A 24,496-nucleotide genomic window follows, 5' to 3' on the forward strand; every position below is an offset into this window, starting at 1 on the left:
TTCTGGTGACTGGCGCGACCGGCAGGATCGGCAAGGTCGTCGTCGCGGATCTGATTGAACGCGGTTATGCCGTACGAGCCACCACATCGAAGCCATTGGTAGGGGATGGACGCGAGGTCGACGGTCTCCTTGAGTGGCGGCGGTTCGACTTCATGGTGGATGATGACTGGGACGGCCTCGTCAACGGCTGCTGCGCGGTCCTGCACCTTGCCGCCGAACTCGGCAAGATGGAGCGCATGCAGCGGGTCAATGTGGAAGCGACGCGACAACTTGCCCAGGCCGCCGAGCGTCAAGGCATTGCCGCTTTCTGTTATGCCAGCACCATTTCGGTTTATGGGAGCGGGCGACAGCGTCTGATCGACGAGACTTCGCCGGTGTTGACTGTCGATCGGGATATCGCCTCGCAATATTGGGCTCTCGACTATGTTCGGATGTACGGGCGCACCAAACTTGCGGGCGAACTTGCGCTGCGCGCCGTGGCAAAACGGACCCGCTTTACGATCGTGCGCCCCGCCGTGGTCGTCGATATCAACCAGTTGATCGGGATCCGCGAATGGAGCCCGACCAAACGGCTGCTTGCCGCGCATCGTCATGCGCATCACATCTATGTTGGCGATGTTTCCGATGCGATGATCTGGTTTATCGTGCGTGGCCTTGCAGGCCACGGCCTCCCGGGCGAGGTTGAAGTCTATAACCTCGCGGAGGACGATTGCACCGATCCGCGGCACATCGATTTCATGCGAAAAGCGTTCTCCGTCAGCCACGACCGACGCTACAAATGCATGCCGATACCGGCAATTGCCGACTGGCTCCACGATTTCCTGAGATTTAGAACCCTGCCTTTGAGAAACCCTTTATGGCGAATGCGCTTTTCCAATCAGCGCCTGAAGGAGGCCGGCTTCCGCTTTCGCTACGGTATGGCAGATGCTCAACGGCGTGCGCTTTCGAACCTCGACAAGAGCGTTGGGAATTAGAGAAGCCGAGCGATGAGGCGCCGCATGAATGCACTCGGGCGCGAAGCCGTGAGCTCTCTCGTTCCAGAAAACTTCGAATTCACTTCCAACGGGGATTGCTTCCGCTCGTTTTCGTGCCTTCGGACATAGAGCAGATAGAATATCCCGTTCATGGCTACGCATCCCGCCTCAAGCGCCGCCGCAACGAGGAACGCCCAGGTCAGCGCCTCGAAGACCGAATTACCAAGAACAATTGCCGTTGCCGCCAAAACGATGATGATCACCAGAACGACAAGCGTAAAGATCAAAATTGGCAATCGGACCGCGCAAAGCAGACCGATGATGAATGCAATGACCAAATCCCAAGTCATCAGCGTCCTTTACCAGCCTCATCTCCGGTATTTTAGAATTTTATCCTACCATGTGCTGAATGTTCCAAGCAAGGAGGAATTGGCTAGCTTCCGGCACCGAGCTCGGTGACGATTTTGTGCTGTCGGTCCTGGCCGAATTTCAGAAGTTCTTCGGGCGAATGTCTTTCACACGTCTCTCCACCCGCACGACGTCGCCTGGGGCCACTTCGTCATTGTCGCTCACGACCAAGGTCTGCATCGCACCGTTGATCGTCCGGTTCACCATCGTCATAAAGGCGGGCTTGCCGTCGGCTTCCAGCGCGGCGAGGACGGCGGGTGCACGCAGTTCGATATTTGCCAGAAGCGCCCGCGCCGTTTTCGCCTTTTCAGAATTGGCCGCCAACCGGTCGCGCAGGTCAACAGCCTCGGCAAGCGCGTCACCTCGGTATTTCTGGCGAAAATCACCCATTTCCTGATCGAGCTTGGCGAGGTCCTGCTGCGTCTTGAGAATTGCGAGCGAGACATCCAGGCTGCGGCTTTCGAGATCCGCAAGCCCTTGGTTTGCACCCAGTTGCCGAGACGATACAGTCAGCCCCTGGGACACCATCTTGTTGATGGAAGTGAGGTCCTTGGTCGCCATCTCGGTCTGCCTGGCGAGCGAGCTTTCCTTGAGCCGCAGTGTTTCGAGCTGGTTCGTTGCCAGAATCTTGGCCTGGGCAAGCCTGTCGAGTTCGGTGTTCATCAGATGCAGCCGGGTTTCGAACAATGCCTGTTCGTCCTGCATCATGCGCGCCAGGGCCGGCCGCGTGGCTTGCGATGCCAGTTCCTGTGGGAAAGAGACCATGGCTGCTCCGCCGAGAAGCGCCTCGACACGCGCCTGGCGTGCCAGAAGTCCATAATGCTCTATTTCCAACTGGCCGAGGTCTCCCTGAGTGACGAGCGCGTCGCGCTGGAGACCGATCATCTCGGGATCGGCTCCTCCCAGCCCGCCTGCCATGCTGATTGCCTGGATCACGGTCAAGCCGGGAACGTAGCCGTATTTCCCCGGCTTGGACACCAAGCCCGTCACAAAGAATGGTCGATAGACCGAGACCTCCACGGAAGCATTGGGGCGCTTCTGCAAGCCGACCTGTCTCTGAAGCTGCTCTCCGATCAAGCTTGATACATCATCCAACGTCTTGCCGGCGACCGGAACCGTGCCGATGATAGGGAGCGATAATGTGCCTGCTGCCGAGACGGCGAATTCACCCGTCAATGGCACCCATTCGAATGCCACCCCGGCATTCGGCCGCCATTCGAAAACGCGAATTTTGAGAACGTCCTGCGGGCCGAGCGTATAGTCGGCCGATCTTGCCGGCATGCCCGGAAAAAATGCCGCAAACCAAATCGCCAAAAGCAGGAGGAGCCTGGCCAGGCAATACGGCCGGGACGCGGATGCGGCCGACGACCTGACACGCATGGTAGACGGGCGTCGTAAGAAGCTCAGTTGCTGCATTCGGTCACTCCTTTACCCCAGGCTGGTTAGGCTATCCGTACGTCATCCCAGACCGGCCCCTGCCCGGTGAGGTGATTGGCGTAGGACCTGAACTTGTCGATGAAAACCGCCGTCCGGAATTCCTGCGCCCGCGCAACGGCATCGGCGGGATTGAAATCCATTTTATCGAGGCGCTCGGCGGCATCGATGACTGCCTCAACCGATTGGGTGGAGAAAAACACGCCGGTCTTGCCGGCAATGACGGTTTCCGTCGCCCCGCCCCGCCCATAGGCGATGACGGGTCGGCCACTCGCCATCGCTTCAACCGGCACGATGCCGAAATCCTCCTCCCCCGGAAAAACGAGCGCCCTGCAGCGCGCGTAGTGATGCTGAAGCACCTCGAATGACTGAGCCCCCATGACAGTCACGGTGGGCCCGGCGATCTTGCGCAGGCGATCCAACATCTCGCCGCCGCCGATGACCACCAGTTTTACCTTCATCCGGTTGAACGCTTCCACGGCGAGATCCGGGCGTTTGTAACTCACCAGTTCCCCGGCCATCAGATAATAATCCTCGAGGTCACGGGCGGCGACCGGTCGAAACGCCTGGGTATCGACCGGCGGATGGATGATCTGAGCATCCCTGCGGTAATAGCTCTTCACCCGCTGCGCCACCGTCGTCGAATTGGCGATGAACTCATCGACGCGGCTGGCCGTCGCGACATCCCAGGTCCGCAAATAATGCGCCAGCGGCGGCATCATAATCCGCGTCAGCCTGCCGGAGGTTTCGTAGTACTTGTTGTACATGTTCCAAATGTATCGCATCGGCGAGTGACAGTAACAAATATGGATGGCCGGGGAGGTAGGTATTACTCCTTTTGAAGGTCCTGACTCGCTACTAATGACTAGGTCGTACGCGCTGAGGTCCAGTTGCTCCAAGGCCATCGGCATCAGCGGCAGGTATTTTTTGTACAACCGCTTCGCGTAGGGCAGGGAATCGATGAAGGTCGTATAGATGCGATGCTTCCGAATTTCCGGGGAAATCGCAGCAGGATCATAAACATGCGTGTAGATGTCGGCGCCCGGATAGATCCGGCAGAGGGCCTCCAGGACCTTTTCTCCACCCCGCATTCCGACCAACCAGTAATGGACAATTGCCACCCGCATGGAAGTCTCCCCTATGATCAAGTACAGTGCCGAATTGCGCAGCGACTGTAGCAATTTAGGTCGCCTTATAGATCGAAAGAAGTAAATATAATTACCTACCCCGTCTCATGCAGTTTAACCGTTCTATATATCGATAAATATAGGCATATGTACCCTAATTGTTCTAAATAGTGCGCCGCAATAAAAGTATTGTCAAATGAAATACCACGGGCTAACCTAAGTCTGGATGCCGCTCTAAATTATCTGCCCACATCCTTTCGTCTTTTCTGGAGCACGGAGCACGCAGATGAATGACATGAATGTCAGTGGTAATTTGAATGCGATAAACAGCGCGCATCTCCACGCACCTGAGCAATTCGCTTTCTCGAAGATCGGAAATGAAGCGTCGCATCGCCTCTCGATCCCTCTGAAACGCGCTCTCGACACGGCAATGTCCCTTGTGGGACTTATCGTCCTGATGCCGATGATCGTGATGCTGATCGCCCTGCTTTATGCCGTCCAGGGTCGCCCGATTTTCGTTAGACACCGCCGGGTTGGCAAGAACGGGGTTATGTTCCCCTGCCTCAAGTTCAGGACGATGGTCCCCAATGCCGAGGAGGCCCTGCTTCGGCATCTCGCCGCCAATCCGTCGGAGCGGGCCGAATGGGCAGCCACGCACAAACTGAAGAACGACCCCAGGATTACGCCGCTTGGCGCCCTGTTGCGCAAAAGCAGTGTCGACGAAATCCCGCAGCTCTTCAACGTCGTGCTAGGGCATATGAGCATCGTCGGCCCGCGCCCGATCGTATCGAGTGAGGCGGAATTCTATGGTCGCTACTTCGTGGACTACATCCGGGTTCGGCCAGGTCTGACCGGCCTCTGGCAAATTAGTGGCCGCAATGACATCAGCTACAATGCGCGCGTCGAACTGGACATGCGCTATGTCCGCGAACAAAGCATCTGGGGCGATATCGTCATTATGGCCAAGACCGTCCCTGCGGTCCTAAGGGCGCAGGGAAGCTATTGAATATCCTGGGGATAGGCCCGGGTAGCGGCCAGGCCTGCCGAACGGTGAACACCTTCTCACGCTTCCCAGCGAGATAAATTCGCCTGCAGGCTCCTCCTTGATCCAGCGCGGCAGTTCGGATCGTGGCGGCCGGCGGAAGGGATTTAGGGCATACGGCAAACACAATGCAGCAGCATCGAGGGATCAGCACATCTTGCAAGCCAGTTCTGGAATCTTCAGCAGAAACTCTCACCAAAAAAAGACCGCAGTCTACTTGTCGTTGTGGTCTCGTTATTCGCCAGCCAAGGCCGCGCTTTCCCCTTCCCGCGCGCCATTCACGATACCTCCTCTCCGTCGTCCCGGGGGACGGACGAACCATGATGGGGGGCGATTGTGAGCTCAATTGAGCATTGCGCCATCAACGGGCGGTTCCTGACACAGAATGCGACGGGCGTTCAACGCTATGCGATGAACGTCGTCAAGGCGCTCGATAGCACCTTGGGTAATGACGAGCGCCTGCCGATAATCGCGCCCACCGGCACCACGAATCCGGACTTTGTCCGACTTCCGTTGGTCACGTCTGGTTCGTTCGGGGGGCATGCGTGGGAGCAGATCGTGCTTGCTCGGACTGACCATGGGCCGCTCCTCAATCTTTGCAATTCGGCGCCAGCCTTCAAAAAGGATCAGATCGTCTGCATCCATGATGCCAACATTTTCGCCGCCCCGGAAAGTTATAGCCCCGCCTTTCGCATGGCTTATTCTCGACTGCAGCCGCTTCTGGTTCGACGGGCCGCCCGCATTGCCACGGTTTCTCATGCATCAGCCCGGCAGCTTGCGCGCTACCTGCCTGTCCGGAAGGAGGACATTGCCGTCCTTCCCAATGGACATGAACACGCTCTCGAATGGGACGCCGGGCGAGCGGAGACCGCGCCGCAAGTCGTCAGCGCCATAGGCGGGAGGGGCCGCCAGTTCGTTCTGGCGCTTGCCTCGCGTGCCAAGCACAAGAACCTTGGCTTGCTGGCGAAGGCCGCCGAAGCTCTGGATGGCCTGCATATCGACATCGTCGTTGCCGGAGGGAGCGACGGGATTTTTGCTTCCGATCTTCTCGAAGAACTGCCGAACGTTCTCCTCGTCGGGCGGGTTTCCGACGACGACCTTGCCTATTTCCTGAAACACGCGCTCTGTCTGGTGTTCCCCTCCATGACCGAGGGTTTTGGGCTGCCTATTGTCGAAGCCATGGCCTTGGGTTGCCCCGTCGTGGCGTCCGATTGCGCCAGCATGCCGGAAGTATGCGGCACGGCGGCGCTGATGGCCTCTCCCTTCCGACCGGATGAGTGGATCGGCCACATCGAAGCCTTGAAGCGGTCCGATCTGCTCAAAGGCGAGTTGCGCGGCCGGGGCTTGGAACAGGTGCGCAATTTCTCATGGACGAACACCGCCGCGGGTTATCGGGAACTGCTTCAAAACCCCGCGAGAAGCCTCGCTCAGCGCGGCAGGTCACGCAGTTCGAATGCACTGAGCCTCGCGGTTGTGATTGCGACCCGCGGCCGCCCGGCCGTCGTCAGCGCAACGGTGCGCCATCTTCTCGCGACCCAGACGGTTCGTCCGGACACGTTGGTTGTGTCCTGTGTAGACGTAAATGACGCCAGCGACCTGGTTTCCGATCCGAGAGTGACGATCGTGACGGGCAGGCCTGGCCTTGCAGCCCAACGCAACTTGGCGCTTACCAACTTGCCTCCCGAAACGGACGTAGTCGTCTTCTTCGATGACGATTTCGTCGCCCATAGAAATTGGCTGGCGTCCGCAGCCTGCGCCTTTCGCGATGAAAGTCGCCTTGTGGGGTTAACGGGCCACGTCGTCGCCGATGGAATCAAAGGACCCGGTATCCCCTTCGATGAGGCCCTTCGCCTTCTGGATGGCGCGCCGTCCCCTGGTTCCAGATGGCATGAGCCTTACAGTCCCTATGGCTGTAACATGGCCTTCCGCGTGTCTGCCATCGGCGATACAAGGTTCGATGAGCGGCTGGTTCTGTACGGGTGGCTGGAGGATCGTGACTTCGCTGCCGCCCTTGCCAAGCAGGGTGGACGCTTCGTCAAGTCGGACGAGGCTTCCGGCGTACACTTGGGCGTCAAGAGCGGTCGCGTGAGCGGCGAGCGGCTGGGGTATTCACAGATCGTCAACCCGCTCTACATGATGCGCAAGGGCACCATGACGCTTGCGCAGGTTACCGACCAGGTCCTGCGCAACATCGTCAGCAATTTCGGCCGGATGTTATGGGCGGAGCCATTTATCGATCGACGCGGGAGGGTCAAAGGCAATCTCATGGGCGTTGCGGATGTTCTACGAGGACGCCTGGAGCCTGAGCGCGCTGCTCAGTTGTCAGTTTTCAACCCTCTTCCGCTGAGATCCGGAGGCAAGGCCAGATGACAATCAACAGACCTGGTCCTCTGGAGGGAGCTTCCCGCCTCTGGCGCACGGATCGCACGCCGATAGGCGATGCGGGCGAAGGTCCCCTCGCCCTATTACGCCTGGTGATTGCTCTTGCATGGCGCAACAAGATACGGCTCATCGCATGTACGGCCGCGGGTTTCCTGCTCGCCTTCCTTTACGCGAACTCTCTCCCTCGGGTCTATAACGCGACTGCCACGCTTCTGCTGGAGCCCCGGCAATTTGCCTACATCGGGCGCGATATCAATGCGCAGCAGAACCTCGACCTGAACAACGCCGAGAGCGAATTGCAGATCATCCGTTCGGAGCGGCTTCTCTCAGCAGTCTTCGACAGCCTTGTCCTTCAAGGCGACGCCGAACTTGGTCCGCAGCCCCCGGAAGAATTCAGAGGCTTGGCGGTACAGATGCAGGACACGATGTCGACGCTCGTCGATAGCGGATTAAAAACGCTTGGGAAGTCGTCACGGCGGGCTGAAGACGCATTGGACCCGACTGCTGATCCCCGCGAGAACGCCCGCCGCATTGCCTTTGCGAATTTCGTCAAGCGGCTGAGCGCACGACGCGTGGGGCAATCCTACGTCGTCGAGATCGAATTCTGGTCATATAATCAAACGCTTCCTGCGCGCGTCGCAAATGCGATGGTGTCGGGATACATTCTCCAGTCGATTGCCTCCAAAGAGCAGATGGCGCGAGCTGGCACGGACACGCTGCAGGGGCGACTGGATGCGCTGGCCGCACAGGTCAATGCCGCCAGGGAGGCAATGAGAAACGGCACGTTACCCGTTCTTGCCACGCCGGATGCCGATGCCCGGATCATTGGCGCCGCACTTCCACCCCTTGATCCCTCCGGCCCGCGCACGAAACTCATCGCCGCTTTGGGTGGGCTTTTGGGGTTTCTGATCAGCATGTCGACCATAGCCATCAACGTGGCCTTTGATCGCCGCGTGCGCAACGCCAAGGAACTCTCACAGGAAACCGGCATTCCATGTCTCGCAACCGTTCCGGACACCGGGAAAACGACAGGTATTTCCTGGCATATCGATAGTCCGGCGCTGCAGCGCTATGCCAACGTCATCCGTGACCTGAAAATCTCGATCGATGTCGCTTGCTCGCAACGACGGGAAAGAAACATCGTCGTCGCACTCGTCGCTGCAACGACCGAGAGCGGCGTTTCGACTCTGTCTCTCAGTATGGCCCAGCTTCTAAGCCGAGGCGGCCGTTATGTGACGTTCTTCTATTCCGGGCTGCCGTCGATGGTCGAAGAAACGTTCAGTTCGTCAACCTCCATGGCCGATGTGGCCATCTCCGGTCTGAAGGCGGACCAGCTGTCCTTCGGCGATCTCGACGGCATTGCGACCCTCCCGATCCACTCGAAGGACCTTCATACCAATATTTTCGCGGATTTCCGCCATCCCGGCGTTCTGCGGGTCCTGGAAACCGCTCGGCTGAAGGGGGACGTGATCTTCGATCTTCCCGCCCTTGATACGTCCATGGACGCACTTGCATTGGCATTTCATGCCGATGCCGTCCTGATCGTCGCAAAGAGCGGTCGCACGACCATCGACGAGGTCAAAGACGTTCACAACCAACTGCGGCGCGCCGGGGCGCCCGTGATCGGTACCATAATCAATCGGGCAAGGTCATGACCGCCCGGGACACCGCAGCCTTACCGCAGGCGGCTTCCCAGGTTTGGGATACCTCCGGATCCGACCAGTACGCGGACGATCAGAACGCCTCAATCTTCAAGCTCGCGATCATCATCACCTGCTTCAACTATTCACAGTATATCAGGCGCGCTGTTGAAAGCGTCCTCTCGCAAAGGTGCAGCCAGTGCCAAGTCCTCGTGATCGACGATGGCTCCACCGACGATTCATGGGAGGTGATCTGCGGCCTGGGAGTTCGGGCGTTTCGTCTTGCGAATGGCGGTCAGCGCAGGGCCTGCCTTTTTGGCCTGGAGCAGACACGGACACCCTTCGTCCTGTTCCTCGATGCCGATGATGAACTTCTTCCCGGAGCGCTGGAAGTGATCATCGCCAACCTGGACGATGGCGTCGCAAAACTCCAGTTTCCCTTGAAGCGGATAGACGGCGACGGCAATGTCATCAGCGGCCCGATACCCGAACTCCGGGCGTCCAGAGGGCGTGAACTGGCAGGGAGGGTATTGCGCACCGGTGCGTATGCGACACCTCCGACCTCAGGAAACGTCTTCAGACGCGATGTTTGCGAGCTCCTGAAGGACGCAGACTACGATCGGGCGGTTGATGGAATTATCCTGTTTGCGGCTCCATTTATCGGCGATGTGGTCAGCCTGCCGCAAACGCTCGGTCTTTACCGGGTCCATGACCGCAACGATTCCGGTTTCGGTGACAGACTGAATACGCAGGCGTTGCGCCGGGACCTTGAGAGGTTCGTCAAGAGAACGGAGCATCTGCGCCAGATCCTGCCAGGCTATGGCTATCGATCCGGCCTGATAACCGCTGAGCATGCTTATTTCTATCGTGAGCGGCGCTTCTATCTTGCGGTGGCGGAGGATGAGCGCATTTCCTTCGCAAGCCTGTCCGGACTGGTGTGGCAGCTGTGGCGTGACAAGAATCCGCTGCGGATGAAGGTCTCCATGACACTCTTTTTCACGGCCATCAGTCTGCTTCCCAGAGAACGCGCCCGTAGAGCGCTTGCCTATCGCCTGGGTGCACGCACCCGCTCGACAGGCGGGCTTATTCGGGCTCTGACCTGACAGATTACCGGTCGACCAGTTCGGGCCTTCCGGTTGTGCGGGCAATCCGCATACCCAGACCGAACAATGTCCCGAAATAGGTTGCTGCGCCCACGCTCGCCGCCGCGGCAAGCTGTATGAGGGCGGGCAGATCCGACAGTGGCATTTCCGTCCGTAACCACGTGACGACAATTGCCATGACGGCCGCGGAAACCAGAACTTTCCAATTGTTCTGCAACTGCCTCCATGGCCCCAGCCCGAACAACTGCCGAGCCTCGGCAACGTAGAAAATGGCCATGACGGATGCGACCAGGATTCGGGCAATGCTCGCTCCATGGGCGGCAAACAGGTAGAAGCCGATGGAAATGAGAAAAACCCGGAAGCACAGGTCGATCGTATTGAGCCTGAAAATGACAGAGGGACGATCAAGAGCAAGGCTCGCGGAATAAAGCGTCTGGAAATAGGGTATGGGAATAACCGAAAGGGCAAGCAGGCTAAGGTAGGGCGCCGCGTCGCTCCATTGCTCTCCCAACAGAATATCGGTCACGAGATCTGCCGTCAGGGAGATGCCCACACAAATGGGAAGCGAAACCAGCATCGCGAAACGGCTTGCCTTGAGGAAAGCCATCCTCATCCGGTCCGCATTCGAACTTATCTGCGAAAACGCTGCCATGACCGGCTGCAGGGCCGGGCCGATGATGCTCTGGGTCGGGATGACGGCGATGTCACTTGCGACGGCATAGCGGCCGAGCATGGCGTTGTTGCCGGCGGAGCCGATCAGGAAACGATCAAACTGCCAGTTCAAGGCGGACACAAGTTGCGCCGAGCTGAACCAGCCGATAAAGCCCGCGAAATCCGAGAGGCGCTTCAGCGAGAACGCAGGCCGGTAGGGCGCCACCAGATAAGAGGCGATGGTGGCCACAAATGCCGTCGCCACGAAATTGATGACGATCGCCCAGTAGCCGCCACCGGCAGCCACGGTGATAACGGCGGCCACAAAAGCGCACAGTTTGCTGATCGTCTCGACCGCAAATGTCGGACGGAATTCGAGGGCGCGGGCAAAATGCACCATGGCGGGGCTCATGAACCCCTTTACGATCGGGCCGAGCGCCATGGCCGCAATCACCGGGACGAGCCAGGGGTTTCCGTTGATCAGCGAATATGGCCAGGTCGCCAGGAGAAAGATCACGGCGATTGCCAGACTTCTCAAGACGCCGAGAGTGAAGCCGGTATCAAGGTGGCTCTTATCGAGCACCTGAAGCCGTACCAGCGCCTGCGTAACCGGAACCTCCAGAACCGTATCGATGACCACGACCAGCGCCATTGCGAGCGCCGCCAGTCCGAATTCCGCGGGAGACAGGAGGCGGGCCAGAATGAGTACGTTGAAAAAATCGATAAACCGCCCCACGAAGCGGGAAAAGACAAGCCAACCGGCACCTTTGAGAGCTGCGAACGCAAGCATTCTTCACCACGCCTCTGTCTCACTGCCGTCAGACAGGTTCCGTTTTGCTGCCGGCCTCCCGGACACCCTTCAGCGGTTCAGTTTGGCTGAGAAGCCTCGGAGAACATGCGCCAAACCCACTGCGCGGAGCAAGGCCGGTTTTAGCCGCGGAAACTCCTGGGCAATCGCTCCTTCGCGCCATAGTTCAGATTTCACGGCCATCAACTTGCGTGCCATCCCCGCCCTCGTCGTTGGTGCAAGCGTCGCGATAAATTCACTTCGCCCGAAATCAACCGAACGAGGCCCGACACCCAGCGCAATCATATCTGCCTTGGACGGGTTGGTGATCGCCTGTTTAAGCCTCAGCCAGGCCCGATCCGCGTCACGAAGAACCTGTGCGCCACTGGAAAGGCCGTCGATATACCGCAGCGCGCCAGTGAGAAGCGGATTGCCGTTTGCTGGATCGAGACAAGCGAAACGAATATCTCCCGAGTTCCCGATCACGATGCCGTCTTGCCCTATGCTCAACGTCTTGACCGAAGGTATCGCCGGCTCGAAGAGGCTCTCAATGATATGCCAGTACCGCAAGACCACCGTCCTCGTCTTGAAGGGATTGTAGAAGCGATCCTCGACCACCAGACCCGCCACATTGGGGAAATGATCTTCGCTGAGCCCCTTGTAGTTACATCGGGCAAACTGCACCGTTTCAAAGCGACGCTCCGGCAGCCCGGCGGACAAAAGCCTCTGCGTACTGCCATAGAGCCCGGTGTCGCAGAGTATAATGCGTTTGGCATCACCTACGATCTGCTCGATATGAATCTTGAAGTAGTCATTCTGACGGTCGATCTCCTGCGCGACGGCGCCGCCGCCGGCCGTATCCAACAGGTCGAAGAAGCCGCTCGCATCGAAAGCCTGCTGCCATTGGGCGGGTAGATGGAAAGAACGACCGCCAAGCGCATCTGCTACGGCAGCAAAACTTGAGCCTTCGAATTCTCGCGCCAGCTCATCGAGGACAACCGGGTTTCTGGTCGCCACAGCTGTGCGGGCAGCAACCAGGCGGGAAATCAGGATGTTCTCGCGCTTCAATGAAAGAGGCAAGCCGAGCACGGATTGGAGGCGTTCGAAAGCCTCCCGTATACCAAGCCCCCCGCGCGCGCAAAAGAGCATTGCCGCATCGCCCTTCAAACTCGCCTGCTGGCTATACAGCCACAAAAAGAGACAGAATTCAGCGACGATCGGGCCGAACACATGTTCACCGAAGTGAGCCTGATCGCTGATCGACGGGATGGCCTTGCGGGAGCCCAATCCATTTTTGACGTGCCGCATTCCTTCCGCCAGGGCTGCATTGCCCTGTGAAACGAGCCGTCTGATCCGTTTCTTCGGCATATGGATGGTCTGTAAACCCATGCTCTTCGGCACCAGGCAATCGGCAAGCAGGTCGTCACCTATGTGCAAGGCGCGGGAGGCGTCTACTCTTTCAGCCTGCAAGACAAGCGAGAACAGGTCGCCCTGTCGCTTGCTGGCCCTCAGATCCGCGCTTGAATAGATCTTGTCCAGAAGCCCCGGGCCGTGAAAATGGTCGATGAGTTCGCGGACTTTTTCACCGGACAACCCCGTATCTGTGATCGCCACTACCCTGACGCCGTTTTGGCGATGCCGTCGCAACAGCATGGCAAAATCGCCATTCGCGAAAAGGGCCCGCTTTTCGATTTCAATCTCGACCGCGATCCGTTCCTCGATCAGGGATTGAGGCAGCCGGAGAATAGTCAGCTGGCGGCAGATGACGTCGCAAAGGCGCACCTCGCCTCGACCGCCTCCCATATTCAAGGCCCGGTAAGCCATCTTTTCAGCCAGAAGCCTGACCCGGACGAGTTCATCGGCGGGCAAGGTCAAACCCTGACTTTTCAGAAAACGGGCGAACATCTTTTCACCCGCAATGATGCGTGATCGCTGCGACAGACCGTTGCGCATCAAAAGTGTATCGAACACATCCGTGGCGATCAGATCCACGGAATGCAACGGTCGATTGAGATCATCGAGGCTACGGCGCGGCATCCAACATTCCCTCGCAAATCATCGAAATCAGCGCGCCTTGATGGCAGAGCACGAACCTAAATCACAGATGGAATTTTCCCCGAGCGCCTCCCCAAAAGAGAGGAGGCCTCCACGTCGATAAGAGAGTGTAACAGACATAGACAAATGCCTTCAAGTTAAATTATCATATATCAATCAGTATACCTGCTGAAAATATAGTCATACTTTCACATATTTAAGCATACACCAGATTTAAAGAGGCATATCTACATCTATCTAAACCGCGCAGCCCGAAAGTACTAGATCAAACGATGGAGATTTGCATGAATGAGACTCACTTCTCCACCCCGGATCGGGCGGCGGACATAGAATATGACGCCATTGTTCTGGGAGCAGGTGTCAGCGGTCTCGTTTCAGCTTCCGTCCTGATCAAACAAGGATGCCAGAAAATCCTGGTCGTCGATGAATACAAACACATCGGCGGGAACCACATGGACTGGTCAGCGAACGGATACACATTCGACATTGGAAGCCTGATTTTCCAGGACGATTCACCCTTGCTGACGCATTTCCCCGAGATGCTCCCTCTCTATGTGCCGATTGAGCCCCGGTGGGGTCGGTTGACCCCCCAGAAAATTGTTACCGATTATCCGATTTCGTTGCGGGACGACATTTTGCGAGCCGGCGCCAGAGGGATGATGCGGATCTTCGGCTCGGTGTTCTATGCCCGCCTGTTCCAGCGCGAAATGAACAACGCAAGAGAATTTTCCCGCTACTGGATCGGAGCCGAGCTTCTCCGGCGCTCCGGTCTGGAATCCTATATGCGGCGGTTCTACGGGATCGCCCTCGATCAGATCGATATCGAACTGGCGACGAAAAGGATGCTGTGGATCAGCGAACATGCCTCGCTGGGCAATCTGGTTCGCCGCCTTCTCTGGCCCAAGCGCCGGGGATCAACAAATAAACAGCTTGCACGCCCGAAAGCCGGCTTTGCGCCTCTATACCGGTTTGCTCAACAAAACCTGGAGAAACGAGGCGCGCAATTCGCGCTCGGCGTCAAACCGGTCGCTATCGACCGCTTGGAAAACGGCTTTCGGTTAAGGCTGGCGGATCGGGCGGTTACCGCAGCCCGGTTGTTTTCGACGATCCCGATCGAAAAGGTACAGGCCTTGTGCGCCATGGAGCGGCAATACACCCTCAATACCACCACGCTCATCGGCCTCTATTTCAGCTTCAGCGGAAACCGTGGCTTCCACCAGCCGATCGTCTACAATTTCTCGCACGAAGGCGCCTGGAAACGGCTGACGGTCTATTCCGACTTCTACGGTCCGGCCCACGGGCGCGAATATTTCGGCGTGGAAGTCGTCGCCGAACAGCCCGGCTATTCGACCGAAATGGCAGAAATGGATTTTCGCGCCCACGCCTCGGCGAATGGTCTGTTTCGAGGGGATTTGAAACTCGAGGGCAGCCAGGTCCTGACCAATGCCTATCCGGTCTACAGCCGGGGCGCCGCCCGCCAGGCAGATGAAGCCATCGCCGAACTGTACGCCTTCGGGATACAGTCTTACGGACGCCACGGCGGTTTCAACTACCAGCCGACGGCACGCGTCTCCACCCTCGATGCAGAAACTGCTCTCGGGTTTGAACGGAAAGTTTCTCAGCCACCTGAAGCGATCGAGGTTTCTCCTCCAAATGAGAGAGCAGCTTCACCGCTCCTGATATCCTCTCCGACAACCCCATGAGCGCCCCGTGCGGATCTTGCATATTCTGAACCACACCCGACGGTTAAACGGCAATGTGCATGCTGCCGTCGATCTCGCTTGCGCTCAGGTGAAGCTTGGCCACAATGTCTGCATGGCAAGCGGCGGAGGTGACTTCGACGGATTGCTTGCCCGCAACACTGTCGAAGTGGCGTTCCTCGACCAGGAGAGAAAGCCACTCGCCCTTCTCAAATGCCTTTGGACCTTGCGACGACTCATCCGGGACTGGAAGCCGGATATCGTGCATGCGCATATGATGACGAGTGCTGTTCTTTCGGCCCCGATATGTCGTTTATCATCGACGCCGCTGATTACCACCGTTCACAATGCATTCGAAAAAAGTGCCGTCCTGATGGGGCTTGGCACTCGTGTGATTGCCGTCAGTGAAGCCGTCGGGATGTCGATGAAGCAGCGCGGTATCGCGGCATCGAAACTGCACGTCGTTCTCAACGGCACAATCGGATCGGCCCGGTTCGAGGGGCGCGACAGGACGCCCGCATCACTTCGGGGGCGAAGCATTCTTTTCGTGGGTGGGCTTCACCCCAGAAAGGGGCTGCCCGACCTCCTGGAAGCCTTCCGCATGACACATGAGAAATATCCGGAGAGCCATCTATATATCGCCGGCGGCGGGCCCTTCGAAGCCGCCTACCTGCAATTGGCTACCGAAACGGGCTGTGCAAATGCCATCACGTTTGTCGGCGCGATCGATGAACCTTTTCCCTACATGCTGGCGGCCGACATTTTCGTTCTGCCATCCCATGCCGATCCCGCTCCGCTCGTGTTGTCGGAAGCGCGAGAAGCGGCCTGTGCCGTGATTGGCACCAACGTGGATGGAATCCCGCAACTGCTCGGCTTCGGCGAAGCCGGCATTCTCGTCCCCCCGCGCGACCCACAAGCCCTAGCAGCGGTTCTGTGCGAACTGTTAGCGGATCCCGAACGATTGGATATGTGGAAGGCAAGAAGTCAACTGCATATCAACAATCTGACGATAGAGCGGGTCGCTCGCGAAACGCTCAGCATTTACAAATCCGTCAGGTCGCCTGGGGCCGAGACCGCCTCAGCTTAACAATCTGTCGGAACGATCGGGATCAACCGCGGCCGAGTTGCCGCTTCAGGTAGCTGTCGGCATGTGGGTCGGCATAGTGAAACAGCGCCGTTGCCCGCACCGCGCCTTCATCGATGGGCTCGTTGGTGTGAATGCTGCGATAGCCCCAGAAGAGATAGAGACCACCCGGAACCATGGACACGTGTTTCATACCTTTGCCCCCGGAAGCGCGCCTCCTCAGGAGGCGCTGAGTAAGCGCATTGTCGAGGATCGCTTTGTCGGCGAGGTTGAAGAGGTAACTCGATCGAATCCCCCGGGTATTGGGGATTATCAAGAAGTCGCCTCGGCGGCCAGATTCGGGGATCTCCACCGGTATAAGTGCGGTGATCGCGTAGGAATCATAGTGAAATATCAAAGAGTGGTCTGCCACGCTTTTTCCCGTGAGGCAGCGAAGGATCTGATAGAACTTGACCTCCGGTGCAGGGCGTCCCAGACCGATGGAATATAGGCGGGCAAAGAGAGCCTTGAACTCTGCAGAGTTGCCGAGGTCATCCAGGCCCGATCCTGCGAGCTCATCGCTTTTCAGCGAAACCGTCTGCTGGCCTGCACGCTTGATCGTGGCGGAAACAAAACTTCGCATATGGCCGAGATCTTCGGTCGTAAGGAAGTTGGGAATGCAGGAAATTCCGTCTTGGTTGATCTGTCGAGCGATGGCAGCGACATCCTTGTCCGACAGTGCGGACAACCAGTATCTTGCATTGCTTAGGTAAGGCATAGCAGGCTCCATGTGAGAGCGTAGTTCTGTCCTCGAAGACATCGGGCATTAACCGGGCCGCGACATCGACGGGATCATCCGGAAAAAGTAATCATTCGGCGCGGCAGCGAAGATGGCGCCGCTCATGGCTCCTTGTTGCTCCCCGCGAGAACGAACTCAGCCGGCTTTAGGTTAAGCAACTCGATGCGCAACCGTGGATGATGCCGTCCGTCATCACTCAATTCTGGTCAGGCAAAATTGTCGCCTCCAAGATTAACTAGTTCGATCGCCGCCTGCGCTCCGACCAGGCCATGTAGACGACGCCAGCGACATAGCCAAACTGCAGTAGGAGAAAACAAATTGATGTATAGATGAGAGAGGTATCGAAATCTCGATCGTAATAATATGTAATTATTCCAAAGACGATTGACACGATGGTTATGTGAATCAAGTTCGCTAGCGAAGCCGCCAATTTCACGGACCGTCTTGAGAACAGGCTCATGTGGTACTCGCTTCGCCCGCCTTCCGATGCGCTCACCTGCGAGCGGGCATTCAATCATTTAGCCTTCACTGCTTTGCCGCCGATTTACAGAGACCCAGCGATGATTGCGTTTAAGAGTTCTCTTGGAAGCGAACAGCAAATCGGATCGGGAAGGAAGGAAACCATTGTGATGATAGCACTACGCCTATCGGTGTACGCCGGTGCTCGCGGCGGACAAAATCATCAGGACTCCGAGTTGAATTGAGCGTCGCTCATCAGCGAACGCACCCGAGCCGGCATGCAGGCGGCCCGTCAAAGGGGCCAGCATCTTGGCCGTCGCCCCTCCTTAACACCCGAACGGGTCGGCAAAGCCTTCGCTGCCGTTGTTCCGTTGCAGAACCAATGGAGAAAACCCAAGGGTGGCCTTTACGTGCCTCCCAGAACAAAGCGCAGCGAATTGAGGCTCGGAATCTACCTGCGGCCTACGTTGCCCCTACGCCCGCTCCTCCCACAGTTTCGCAAGCTCCACCACCGTCTTTACCGCCAGTTCCATGTCCTGGCTGCTGACGAATTCCAGCGGGGAATGGAAGGCGTGGCCGCCGGCGAAGAGGTTGGCGCAGGGCAGGCCCATGAAGGAGAGGCGCGAACCGTCCGTGCCGCCGCGGATGCTGCCGCGCACCGGGGTCATGCCGGCCCGGCTGATCGCCTCGACCGCGTAATCGACGATGCCCGGATGCTGGTCGAGCACCACTTTCATGTTGCGGTACTGTTCCTTGACGGTGAAGGTGTAGGTCGAGCCCGGATAGTCGGCGATCACCTGTCTGGTGATCTCCTCGAGCAGCGTCTCCTTGGTCTTCAGGCCCTCTTCGGTGAAATCGCGGATGATGAAGGAGAGGTTCGCCTTTTCCATCACGCCGGAAATGCCGGTCGGGTGGATGAAGCCGTCGCGGCCCTTGGTGGTCTCGGGCGTCATGTCCTTCGGCAGCTTGGCGACGATGCCGCCGGCGATCTTGATGGCGTTTTCCATCTTGCCGAAGGCAAAGCCCGGATGCATGGCGACGCCCTTGATGGCGATCTCCACTGCGTCGGCCGAAAACGTCTCGTCCTCGATCGTGCCGGCCGTCTCGCCGTCCAGCGTATAGCCGAAATCGGCGCCGAGCTTTGCAAGATCCACCTTGTCGACGCCCCGACCGATTTCCTCGTCGGTCGTGAAGAGGATGCGGATCGCGCCGTGTTTGACGTCCGGGTTGTTGATCAGGAATTCGGCGGCCGACATGATCTCCGCAATGCCCGCCTTGTCATCTGCGCCGAGCAGCGTCGTGCCGTCGGAGGTGACGATGTCGTTGCCGATCTGGTCCTTCAGCACCGGGTGTTCGGACACCCGGATCACCTGGTTTTTGTCGCCGGCGAGCTGGATATCGCCGCCCTGGTAGTTCCTGACGATCTGCGGCTTGACGTTGGTGCCGGTGAAATCGGGTGCTGTGTCCATATGGGCGCAGAAGCAGATAACCGGCACGTTGTTCTTCGACGTCGTCGCCGGGATCGTCCCATAGATATAGCCGTGCTCGTCGAGATGCGCGTCTGTAATGCCGATCGCCAGCATTTCCTCCACCAGCAGCCGGCCGAGATCCTTCTGCTTCATCGTCGACGGCTGGGAGGGCGATTTGGCGTCGGACTGGGTGTCGATGACGACGTAACGGAGGAAACGATCGGTAACGCTATCGGCCATGGTTCTCAAATCCAGAATTGTGAATGGAATAATGGAGTTGTAGCGGGCGGAACGGGTGGCGTGAAGGTGGGAAATGACGGGTTGGCGACTTGGGAAGTTGCCCCTCATCCGGCTGCCGCCACCTTCTCCCCGCGCGCGGGGAGAAGGACCCAAGCCGCACCGGCCTGCCTCAATTACCGACGGCGAGCGGGGCACGTCCCCACTCCCCGCGTGCGGGGAGTGGGTTAGTGTGAGGGGGCTTATGCCAAGAGCCAGGCGGAAAACCGACCTCTACCTCTGCGCCCCGATATCCGACGCCCCGACCGAAGGCGCGGCGTTGCCCCAGCTGTTGCGGACATAGGTGAGCACGGCGGCGACCTGCTCATCCGACAGCTTCCAGCCGAGCGACGGCATGGCGGGCGTCGTCTTCGCCGCGGGCGTATGCACCGCCTGGCTGCCCTGCAGCACCAGGCGCGTCAGCGTCTCAGCGCTTGGCTGCTGGACGATCGAGCTGCCGGCGAGTGCCGGGAAGAGCTGGCTCGCCCCCTTGCCGTCGCCACCATGGCAGGCGGAACAGGTGTCGTGATAGATCGCCGCCCCCACCTTCATGCGCGCATCGCTCGCGGGGATCGGCTGCGGTTTCTGCGTCGGGCCGCCTTCGGTGCTCTTGAGGTAAGTGGCGATCGCGTGCACGTCCGCGTCTGCCATCAGCGAGGTCGAGGCCTGGATTGCCTCCGCCATCGGGCCGGAGGCGATCGTATGCGCGTTGGTGCCGGTTTTCAGGTACTGGACGATCTCGTCCTCGCTCCAGCCGCCGATGCCGATGTAGTTGTTGCCGGTGATGTTGGGCGCATACCATCCCTGCAGCGAAGCTCCGTCAAGCGCCTGGGAGGTCTTGTCGGCGCCAAGCGCCGTCTTCGGCGAGTGGCAGGTGCCGCAATGGCCCGGCCCCTGGACGATATAGGCGCCGCGGTTCCATTCGGCCGATTTCGACGGATCGGGCTGGAATTCGCCCGGCGTGAAGTTCAGCATGTTCCAGCCCATCATCGACAGCCGGATGTTGAACGGGAATGGCAGCTGGTTGGATTCGACCGGGTTGAAGACCGGATCGACCGTGCGGAGATAGGACCAGAGATTGCCGATGTCCCTGTCGGTCATCCTCGTATAGGCCGGATAGGGCATGGCGGGGTAGAGCCGCTTGCCGTCATTGCCGATACCGTTCTTCAAAGCATTGCGGAAATCCGCCTCCGTCCAGTTGCCGATGCCGGTCGCCTTGTCGGGCGTGATGTTGGGCGGAATGATCTGACCGAAGGGCGTTTCGAGCGGCAGCCCGCCCGAGAGCGGTTTTGCCCCCGGCGCCGTATGACAGGCCGAGCAATCGCCGAGGATCGCCTGATAACGACCGCGGATGATCTCGTCCGCCTGGTCGGGCGCCTGGGCAAATGCGAGACCTGCCGAGAGCGCCGTTGCGGCAAGTGTGAGGGAAAAGACGATCCTGCTCATGCCGACACCAGAGGTTGGCCCGGGTTGCGGAGATACTGCTGCCGGATGGCATCCGCCGCATGATAGGCGAGCGCCCCAACCGTGCCGGTCGGGTTCTTGCCGGCATTGTGGGCGAAGGCGGAAGCGCCGATGACGAAGACATTGGCGACGTCCCAGCTCTGCAGATACTTGTTGACGGCGCTGGTCTTGGGGTCAGTGCCCATAATCGCCCCGCCGGTATTGTGGGTGCTCTGGTAGGGCACCGAATCCCAGCCCTTCTTGCGGCGGGTATTGGTGTATTGCCTACCGCCGAAGGCCTTGGCGATCTCCTCCATCCGGTCCGAGACCCAGTTCGACATGCGGATGTCGTTATCCGGGAAATCGAAGGTGAAGCGCAGCAGCGGCCGCCCGAACCGGTCCGTATAGGTCGGATCAAGGTCCAGATAGTTGCCGCGGGTCGGGTAGCTCGAGCCTTGAGAGGAAAAGCCGAGCGTCGACTTGTAGGATTTGACTGTCGCCTTCTTCCAGTCGCTACCCCAGCGCGGCGTGCCGGGCGGGGTCGGGCGTGTCTGGATCGGCCGGCCGTTCGAGGGAATGCAGTTGATGCCCGCACCGCCGACGAAATCGAGCGGCCCGTGGTCGAAGGCATCGCCGTTAAAGTCGTCCACCGTCTGGCCGAGCGCGCCGGCAGCGACGAACGGATTGAAGTTCTTGTCGTCGAAGAACACCTGGGCGCTGGCATTGGTCTGGTAGCAGTAATTGCGCCCGACCGTGCCCTCGCCGGTATTCGGATCGTAGATCTCGCCGATACCGGAGAGCATCATCAGCCGGACATTGTGGAGACCGTAGGCGCAGAGCAGGACGATATCGGCCGGCTGGAAGAATTCCTCGCCCGAAGTACTCACATAGGTGACACCGCGGGCGTGTTTCTTCGAGGCGTCGAGATCCACATGCAGGACTTCCGACTCGGTGCGGACCTCGAAATTCTTCTTTTTCATCAGCACCGGCAGAATGGTCGTCTGTGCCGAGGATTTCGAATAGTTGGCGCAGCCGAACCGTTCGCAGAAACCGCACATGGTACATTGGCCCATGGCGATGCCGAGCGGGTTGATATAGTCCTTGGAGAGGTTCGCCGCCGGCGTCGGGAACGGGTGCAGGTTCAGCGATTTCGTCACTTCGGCAAACAGCGTCGGCGCATAGGTCATCTGCAGCGGCGGCAGTGGATAATCGCGCGAGCGCGGATCCTCGAACGGATTGCCGCCCTCCTGGATCTGGCCGTTGATATTGCCCGCCTTGCCGGAAATGCCGGCAAGATATTCGAACCGGTCGAAGGATTTTTCCAACTCGGCCCCGGTCACGCCCCAGTTCTGCAATTGCAGGTCCTGGATACGTGCTGCGCCGTAGCGGTCCCTCAGGTGGTCGGCGATCTGGAAGTCGCTGTCCCAGAACCGCCAGGTATGGCCGTTCCAGTGAACGCCGGCCCCACCCACCCCGTTGCCGGGCAGGAAAGAACCGTAGTCGCGCATCGGCAGCGCCGTCTGCGAGGTGCTGTTGCGCATCGTCATCGCTTCAACGACCGGCTGCAGGAAGAGATCGCGGCGGATGCCGTAGCGAAGTTCGTCCTGGGCGTAACCGATGTTGAAATCGGTCGCCGTATCGCGCCACGGACCGCGTTCGATCGCCACGACGTCGAGCCCGTCCTCTGTCAGTTCATGGGCAAGGATCGCGCCTGTCCAGCCAAGGCCGACGATCACGGCGTCCTTGCGAGGTAGAATAGTGGTCATGTTTCTCAGTCCCTACCTAGTCATCCATTCCGTCGAGCCTGCGATCGAAACCGGAGGCAGGGGATAGGGTTGGTTGTGTTTGGAAACGTGGTCGCGGTAGTCGTATCGCGCGCCGGGGAATCCCAGCATCTTCCACGAGGCCATGTCCTTGTTGCCGCCATAGATCGGGTCGGCGAAGAAGCCTTCCATCACGTTGGCGAGCATCAGGTTGAAGAAGGACTTGGCATCCACCTTGTTCGGCAGGGTGATCTTGCCGGCCTCAAGGTCCTTGAGAATCGCGTCCTGGTCGGCGGGGCCTAGCTCGGCAAAGCGCTTGCCGCCCTTGGTTTCGCGGGTGAACGCGTTGAGCGCGGCAATGCCGGCGCGATACCGCTGGGCCGGGGTGTCAGGCGCCTGGTACCCTTGCGTCGGCAGGCCGGGCATGAACGGACCCTTGGTATAGAGCCGGCTCGACGTGCCGTACGATCCCACCAGCTGCCGGTCGAGATAGAGGACGCAGCCGGCATCCTTGCCGCCGAGCGAAAGATCGTCCGCCGGCACCAGCCGGTCGGCGACCGCTTCCATCGTCTGCGCTTCTTCGAGCGTGAAGAACAGCCAGCCGCCGGGCTTGACCTGCACCGGCGGATCGGCAGAACGCGCCTCCCAGGGCAGGCTACCGGAAATGCTGCGCGCCATCACTGGGGCGGCGGCGCCGGCGAGAATTGTAAACGCAACGGAAGAAAGGAATTGGCGCCGCGTGGGGCGCTTAAGACAGTGGCTTTCCATAGAGGACCTCCCCGGAGAGAAAAGGTCGGTGACGCGCCGGAACGACGTGCGCCGATGAGATCGAACCGAGCGGTTCAACGGACTACCTAGAGCGGGTCCAATCCGCGGCAACCCTTCTGGAACATTAAATCGTCACGGCTGCCGTTCGTCAGAAATCGCCTGATCCGAGCGAGGCCCGATGCCCGAGGCGGGCGGAAATTGCCCGTGCAACAACGAGCAGCGGTTCGGCAAAACCGTTCAAATTTTTCAGCGACAGGCGCTGGACCGGACCGGCGATCGCGACCGCGCCGACCACGTCCGACTGGGCGTCGTGGATAGGGGCGGCGATGGCGCGCATGCCAAATTCGTTCTCCTCGTCTTCCACCGCGTAGCCGAGGCGACGGATATTGGCGAGCAGTTTGCGCAGCTTATCGGGATCGGTGACGGTTTTCGGGGTTCGGAGCGACAGAGGCGCGCCGACAAGGGCCGCAATGCGGCTTTCCGGCTGGAAAGCGAGCATGGCCCGGCCGGCGGCCGTCGAATGATAAGGCGCCCGCATGCCGATCTCGGCATTGATGCGCACCGCCTGCCGCGATGGCTGGACGCGGATATACATGATCTCCGGCCCGGCCGGCACGCCGAGCAGCACCGTCTCGTCCGTTTCGCTGCGCAGATCCATCAGCAGCGTGCGCGCTTCCGTGGAAAGGTCCATGCGGTTGCGCACCAGCGAACCGAGCCTGAAAAGCTCGAGCCCCAGCCGGTAGCGACCGGTCTCGCGATTCTGCTCGAGGAAATCCTCCGCCATCAGCGTCACCACCAGTCGGTGGACGGTGCTCTTGGCGATGCCGAGGCGGCGGGCGAGCTCGGTAACACCAATCTCCGCATCGTCGCCCTCGAAAGCCTTGAGGATGCGGATCGCCATCGAGACCGAAGAAAGGCGGCCCTTTTGCTGGTCCTCGTCCGGCGTGCCCGTGATCTTCATGTCCCTACCGTCTTCATTTCAGTTACCGCTCCCGTGAAATCAGCCGGCGTGCATCCGGACAACGGGCGCGGCCAACGCTGCAACCGCATAAGCGCCGTTGACAGCCCCTTATCCAAGGGAATATTCTTCGTGTGGACCGGCGTTCCATATAGAAGAACACATGACGACGACTGAAGCAAGCGGAATCACCAT

General features: G+C 59.2%; 18 protein-coding genes. 7 read left to right on the plus strand and 11 right to left on the minus strand.

Annotated elements, in window-relative coordinates; all coding sequences use genetic code 11:
* Nucleotides 1–5: 5 nt before the first annotated feature.
* Nucleotides 6–974: an NAD-dependent epimerase/dehydratase family protein gene (locus ABCW43_RS21755; RefSeq protein ID WP_345928305.1), complete on the plus strand. Its 969-nt coding sequence runs from the start codon at nt 6–8 to the stop codon at nt 972–974.
* On the opposite strand, the gene ABCW43_RS21760 is transcribed toward ABCW43_RS21755, so the two are convergent.
* From ABCW43_RS21760 to ABCW43_RS21770, 3 genes are all read right to left on the minus strand, one after another.
* Nucleotides 971–1,324 (minus strand): hypothetical protein, encoded by a 354-nt coding sequence (locus ABCW43_RS21760; protein WP_345928307.1) that lies wholly within the window; start codon nt 1,322–1,324, stop codon nt 971–973. The genes ABCW43_RS21755 and ABCW43_RS21760 overlap by 4 nt on opposite strands.
* 139 nt (nt 1,325–1,463) lie before the next feature.
* Nucleotides 1,464–2,663, minus strand: a complete 1,200-nt coding sequence (locus ABCW43_RS21765) for a polysaccharide biosynthesis/export family protein (protein WP_345928309.1) — start codon at nt 2,661–2,663, stop codon at nt 1,464–1,466.
* A gap of 161 nt (nt 2,664–2,824) precedes the next feature.
* On the minus strand, nt 2,825–3,943 hold the full coding sequence (locus tag ABCW43_RS21770) for a glycosyltransferase (protein WP_345928311.1): 1,119 nt from the start codon (nt 3,941–3,943) through the stop codon (nt 2,825–2,827).
* 286 nt (nt 3,944–4,229) lie between these two features.
* Between ABCW43_RS21770 and ABCW43_RS21775 the strand changes: the two genes are divergently transcribed.
* The 4 genes from ABCW43_RS21775 to ABCW43_RS21790 all read left to right on the plus strand — a co-directional run bounded on the left by ABCW43_RS21775 (nt 4,230) and on the right by ABCW43_RS21790 (nt 10,110).
* Complete coding sequence (locus tag ABCW43_RS21775; RefSeq protein ID WP_345928313.1) at nt 4,230–4,949, plus strand: sugar transferase; 720 nt, start codon at nt 4,230–4,232, stop codon at nt 4,947–4,949.
* A 372-nt stretch (nt 4,950–5,321) separates the two neighbouring features.
* Entirely contained in the window at nt 5,322–7,355 is a 2,034-nt protein-coding gene (locus ABCW43_RS21780; protein WP_345928314.1) for a glycosyltransferase, read from the plus strand.
* Nucleotides 7,352–9,022: a Wzz/FepE/Etk N-terminal domain-containing protein gene (locus tag ABCW43_RS21785; protein WP_345928316.1), complete on the plus strand. Its 1,671-nt coding sequence runs from the start codon at nt 7,352–7,354 to the stop codon at nt 9,020–9,022. Before ABCW43_RS21780 ends, ABCW43_RS21785 begins: the two co-directional genes overlap by 4 nt.
* A complete protein-coding gene (locus tag ABCW43_RS21790) occupies nt 9,019–10,110 on the plus strand; it encodes a glycosyltransferase family 2 protein (RefSeq protein ID WP_345928318.1) in 1,092 nt (363 codons plus the stop codon). The genes ABCW43_RS21785 and ABCW43_RS21790 overlap by 4 nt, the downstream gene beginning before the upstream one ends.
* A gap of 4 nt (nt 10,111–10,114) precedes the next feature.
* On the opposite strand, the gene ABCW43_RS21795 is transcribed toward ABCW43_RS21790, so the two are convergent.
* Both ABCW43_RS21795 and ABCW43_RS21800 read right to left on the minus strand, forming a co-directional pair.
* Entirely contained in the window at nt 10,115–11,551 is a 1,437-nt protein-coding gene (locus ABCW43_RS21795) for a lipopolysaccharide biosynthesis protein (RefSeq protein WP_345928320.1), read from the minus strand.
* Between the two features lie 69 nt (nt 11,552–11,620).
* Entirely contained in the window at nt 11,621–13,585 is a 1,965-nt protein-coding gene (locus ABCW43_RS21800; RefSeq protein ID WP_345928322.1) for a hydrolase, read from the minus strand.
* Between the two features lie 302 nt (nt 13,586–13,887).
* Between ABCW43_RS21800 and ABCW43_RS21805 the strand changes: the two genes are divergently transcribed.
* Both ABCW43_RS21805 and ABCW43_RS21810 read left to right on the plus strand, forming a co-directional pair.
* Nucleotides 13,888–15,306 (plus strand): NAD(P)-binding protein, encoded by a 1,419-nt coding sequence (locus ABCW43_RS21805; protein WP_345928324.1) that lies wholly within the window; start codon nt 13,888–13,890, stop codon nt 15,304–15,306.
* A 7-nt stretch (nt 15,307–15,313) separates the two neighbouring features.
* Complete coding sequence (locus ABCW43_RS21810) at nt 15,314–16,390, plus strand: glycosyltransferase family 4 protein (RefSeq protein ID WP_345928326.1); 1,077 nt, start codon at nt 15,314–15,316, stop codon at nt 16,388–16,390.
* Between the two features lie 22 nt (nt 16,391–16,412).
* On the opposite strand, the gene ABCW43_RS21815 is transcribed toward ABCW43_RS21810, so the two are convergent.
* From ABCW43_RS21815 to ABCW43_RS21840, 6 genes are all read right to left on the minus strand, one after another.
* Complete coding sequence (locus tag ABCW43_RS21815) at nt 16,413–17,114, minus strand: hypothetical protein (RefSeq protein ID WP_345928328.1); 702 nt, start codon at nt 17,112–17,114, stop codon at nt 16,413–16,415.
* Nucleotides 17,115–18,097: 983 nt separating this feature from the next.
* Nucleotides 18,098–19,333: a peptidase T gene (gene pepT / locus ABCW43_RS21820; protein WP_345928330.1), complete on the minus strand. Its 1,236-nt coding sequence runs from the start codon at nt 19,331–19,333 to the stop codon at nt 18,098–18,100.
* A gap of 270 nt (nt 19,334–19,603) precedes the next feature.
* Nucleotides 19,604–20,815 carry a c-type cytochrome gene (locus tag ABCW43_RS21825; RefSeq protein ID WP_345928332.1) on the minus strand — a complete coding sequence of 404 codons (1,212 nt, stop codon included), beginning with the start codon at nt 20,813–20,815 and terminating at the stop codon, nt 19,604–19,606.
* A complete protein-coding gene (locus ABCW43_RS21830; protein WP_345928334.1) occupies nt 20,812–22,578 on the minus strand; it encodes a GMC family oxidoreductase in 1,767 nt (588 codons plus the stop codon). Before ABCW43_RS21830 ends, ABCW43_RS21825 begins: the two co-directional genes overlap by 4 nt.
* 12 nt (nt 22,579–22,590) lie before the next feature.
* Nucleotides 22,591–23,253, minus strand: coding sequence for a gluconate 2-dehydrogenase subunit 3 family protein (locus tag ABCW43_RS21835; protein WP_345928335.1), 663 nt, complete (start codon nt 23,251–23,253; stop codon nt 22,591–22,593).
* A gap of 238 nt (nt 23,254–23,491) precedes the next feature.
* Nucleotides 23,492–24,304, minus strand: a complete 813-nt coding sequence (locus ABCW43_RS21840; RefSeq protein ID WP_345928337.1) for an IclR family transcriptional regulator — start codon at nt 24,302–24,304, stop codon at nt 23,492–23,494.
* Between the last annotated feature and the right edge of the window lie 192 nt (nt 24,305–24,496).

The sequence above is a fragment of the Neorhizobium tunisiense genome (assembly GCF_039631515.1).
In the GTDB taxonomy this organism is placed as follows: domain Bacteria; phylum Pseudomonadota; class Alphaproteobacteria; order Rhizobiales; family Rhizobiaceae; genus Neorhizobium.

What these genes read in the sequence shown, in the direction of transcription:
- ABCW43_RS21760 (WP_345928307.1), bottom strand. Translation starts at nt 1,324, where the DNA reads ATGACTTGGGATTTGGTCATTGCATTCATCATCGGTCTGCTTTGCGCG.
- ABCW43_RS21765 (WP_345928309.1), bottom strand. Translation starts at nt 2,663, where the DNA reads ATGCCGGCAAGATCGGCCGACTATACGCTCGGCCCGCAGGACGTTCTC.
- ABCW43_RS21770 (WP_345928311.1), bottom strand. Translation starts at nt 3,943, where the DNA reads ATGCGGGTGGCAATTGTCCATTACTGGTTGGTCGGAATGCGGGGTGGA.
- ABCW43_RS21775 (WP_345928313.1), top strand. Translation starts at nt 4,230, where the DNA reads ATGAATGACATGAATGTCAGTGGTAATTTGAATGCGATAAACAGCGCG.
- ABCW43_RS21785 (WP_345928316.1), top strand. Translation starts at nt 7,352, where the DNA reads ATGACAATCAACAGACCTGGTCCTCTGGAGGGAGCTTCCCGCCTCTGG.
- ABCW43_RS21790 (WP_345928318.1), top strand. Translation starts at nt 9,019, where the DNA reads ATGACCGCCCGGGACACCGCAGCCTTACCGCAGGCGGCTTCCCAGGTT.
- ABCW43_RS21795 (WP_345928320.1), bottom strand. Translation starts at nt 11,551, where the DNA reads ATGCTTGCGTTCGCAGCTCTCAAAGGTGCCGGTTGGCTTGTCTTTTCC.
- ABCW43_RS21800 (WP_345928322.1), bottom strand. Translation starts at nt 13,585, where the DNA reads ATGCCGCGCCGTAGCCTCGATGATCTCAATCGACCGTTGCATTCCGTG.
- ABCW43_RS21805 (WP_345928324.1), top strand. Translation starts at nt 13,888, where the DNA reads ATGAATGAGACTCACTTCTCCACCCCGGATCGGGCGGCGGACATAGAA.
- pepT (WP_345928330.1), bottom strand. Translation starts at nt 19,333, where the DNA reads ATGGCCGATAGCGTTACCGATCGTTTCCTCCGTTACGTCGTCATCGAC.
- ABCW43_RS21825 (WP_345928332.1), bottom strand. Translation starts at nt 20,815, where the DNA reads ATGAGCAGGATCGTCTTTTCCCTCACACTTGCCGCAACGGCGCTCTCG.
- ABCW43_RS21830 (WP_345928334.1), bottom strand. Translation starts at nt 22,578, where the DNA reads ATGACCACTATTCTACCTCGCAAGGACGCCGTGATCGTCGGCCTTGGC.
- ABCW43_RS21835 (WP_345928335.1), bottom strand. Translation starts at nt 23,253, where the DNA reads ATGGCGCGCAGCATTTCCGGTAGCCTGCCCTGGGAGGCGCGTTCTGCC.
- ABCW43_RS21840 (WP_345928337.1), bottom strand. Translation starts at nt 24,304, where the DNA reads ATGAAGATCACGGGCACGCCGGACGAGGACCAGCAAAAGGGCCGCCTT.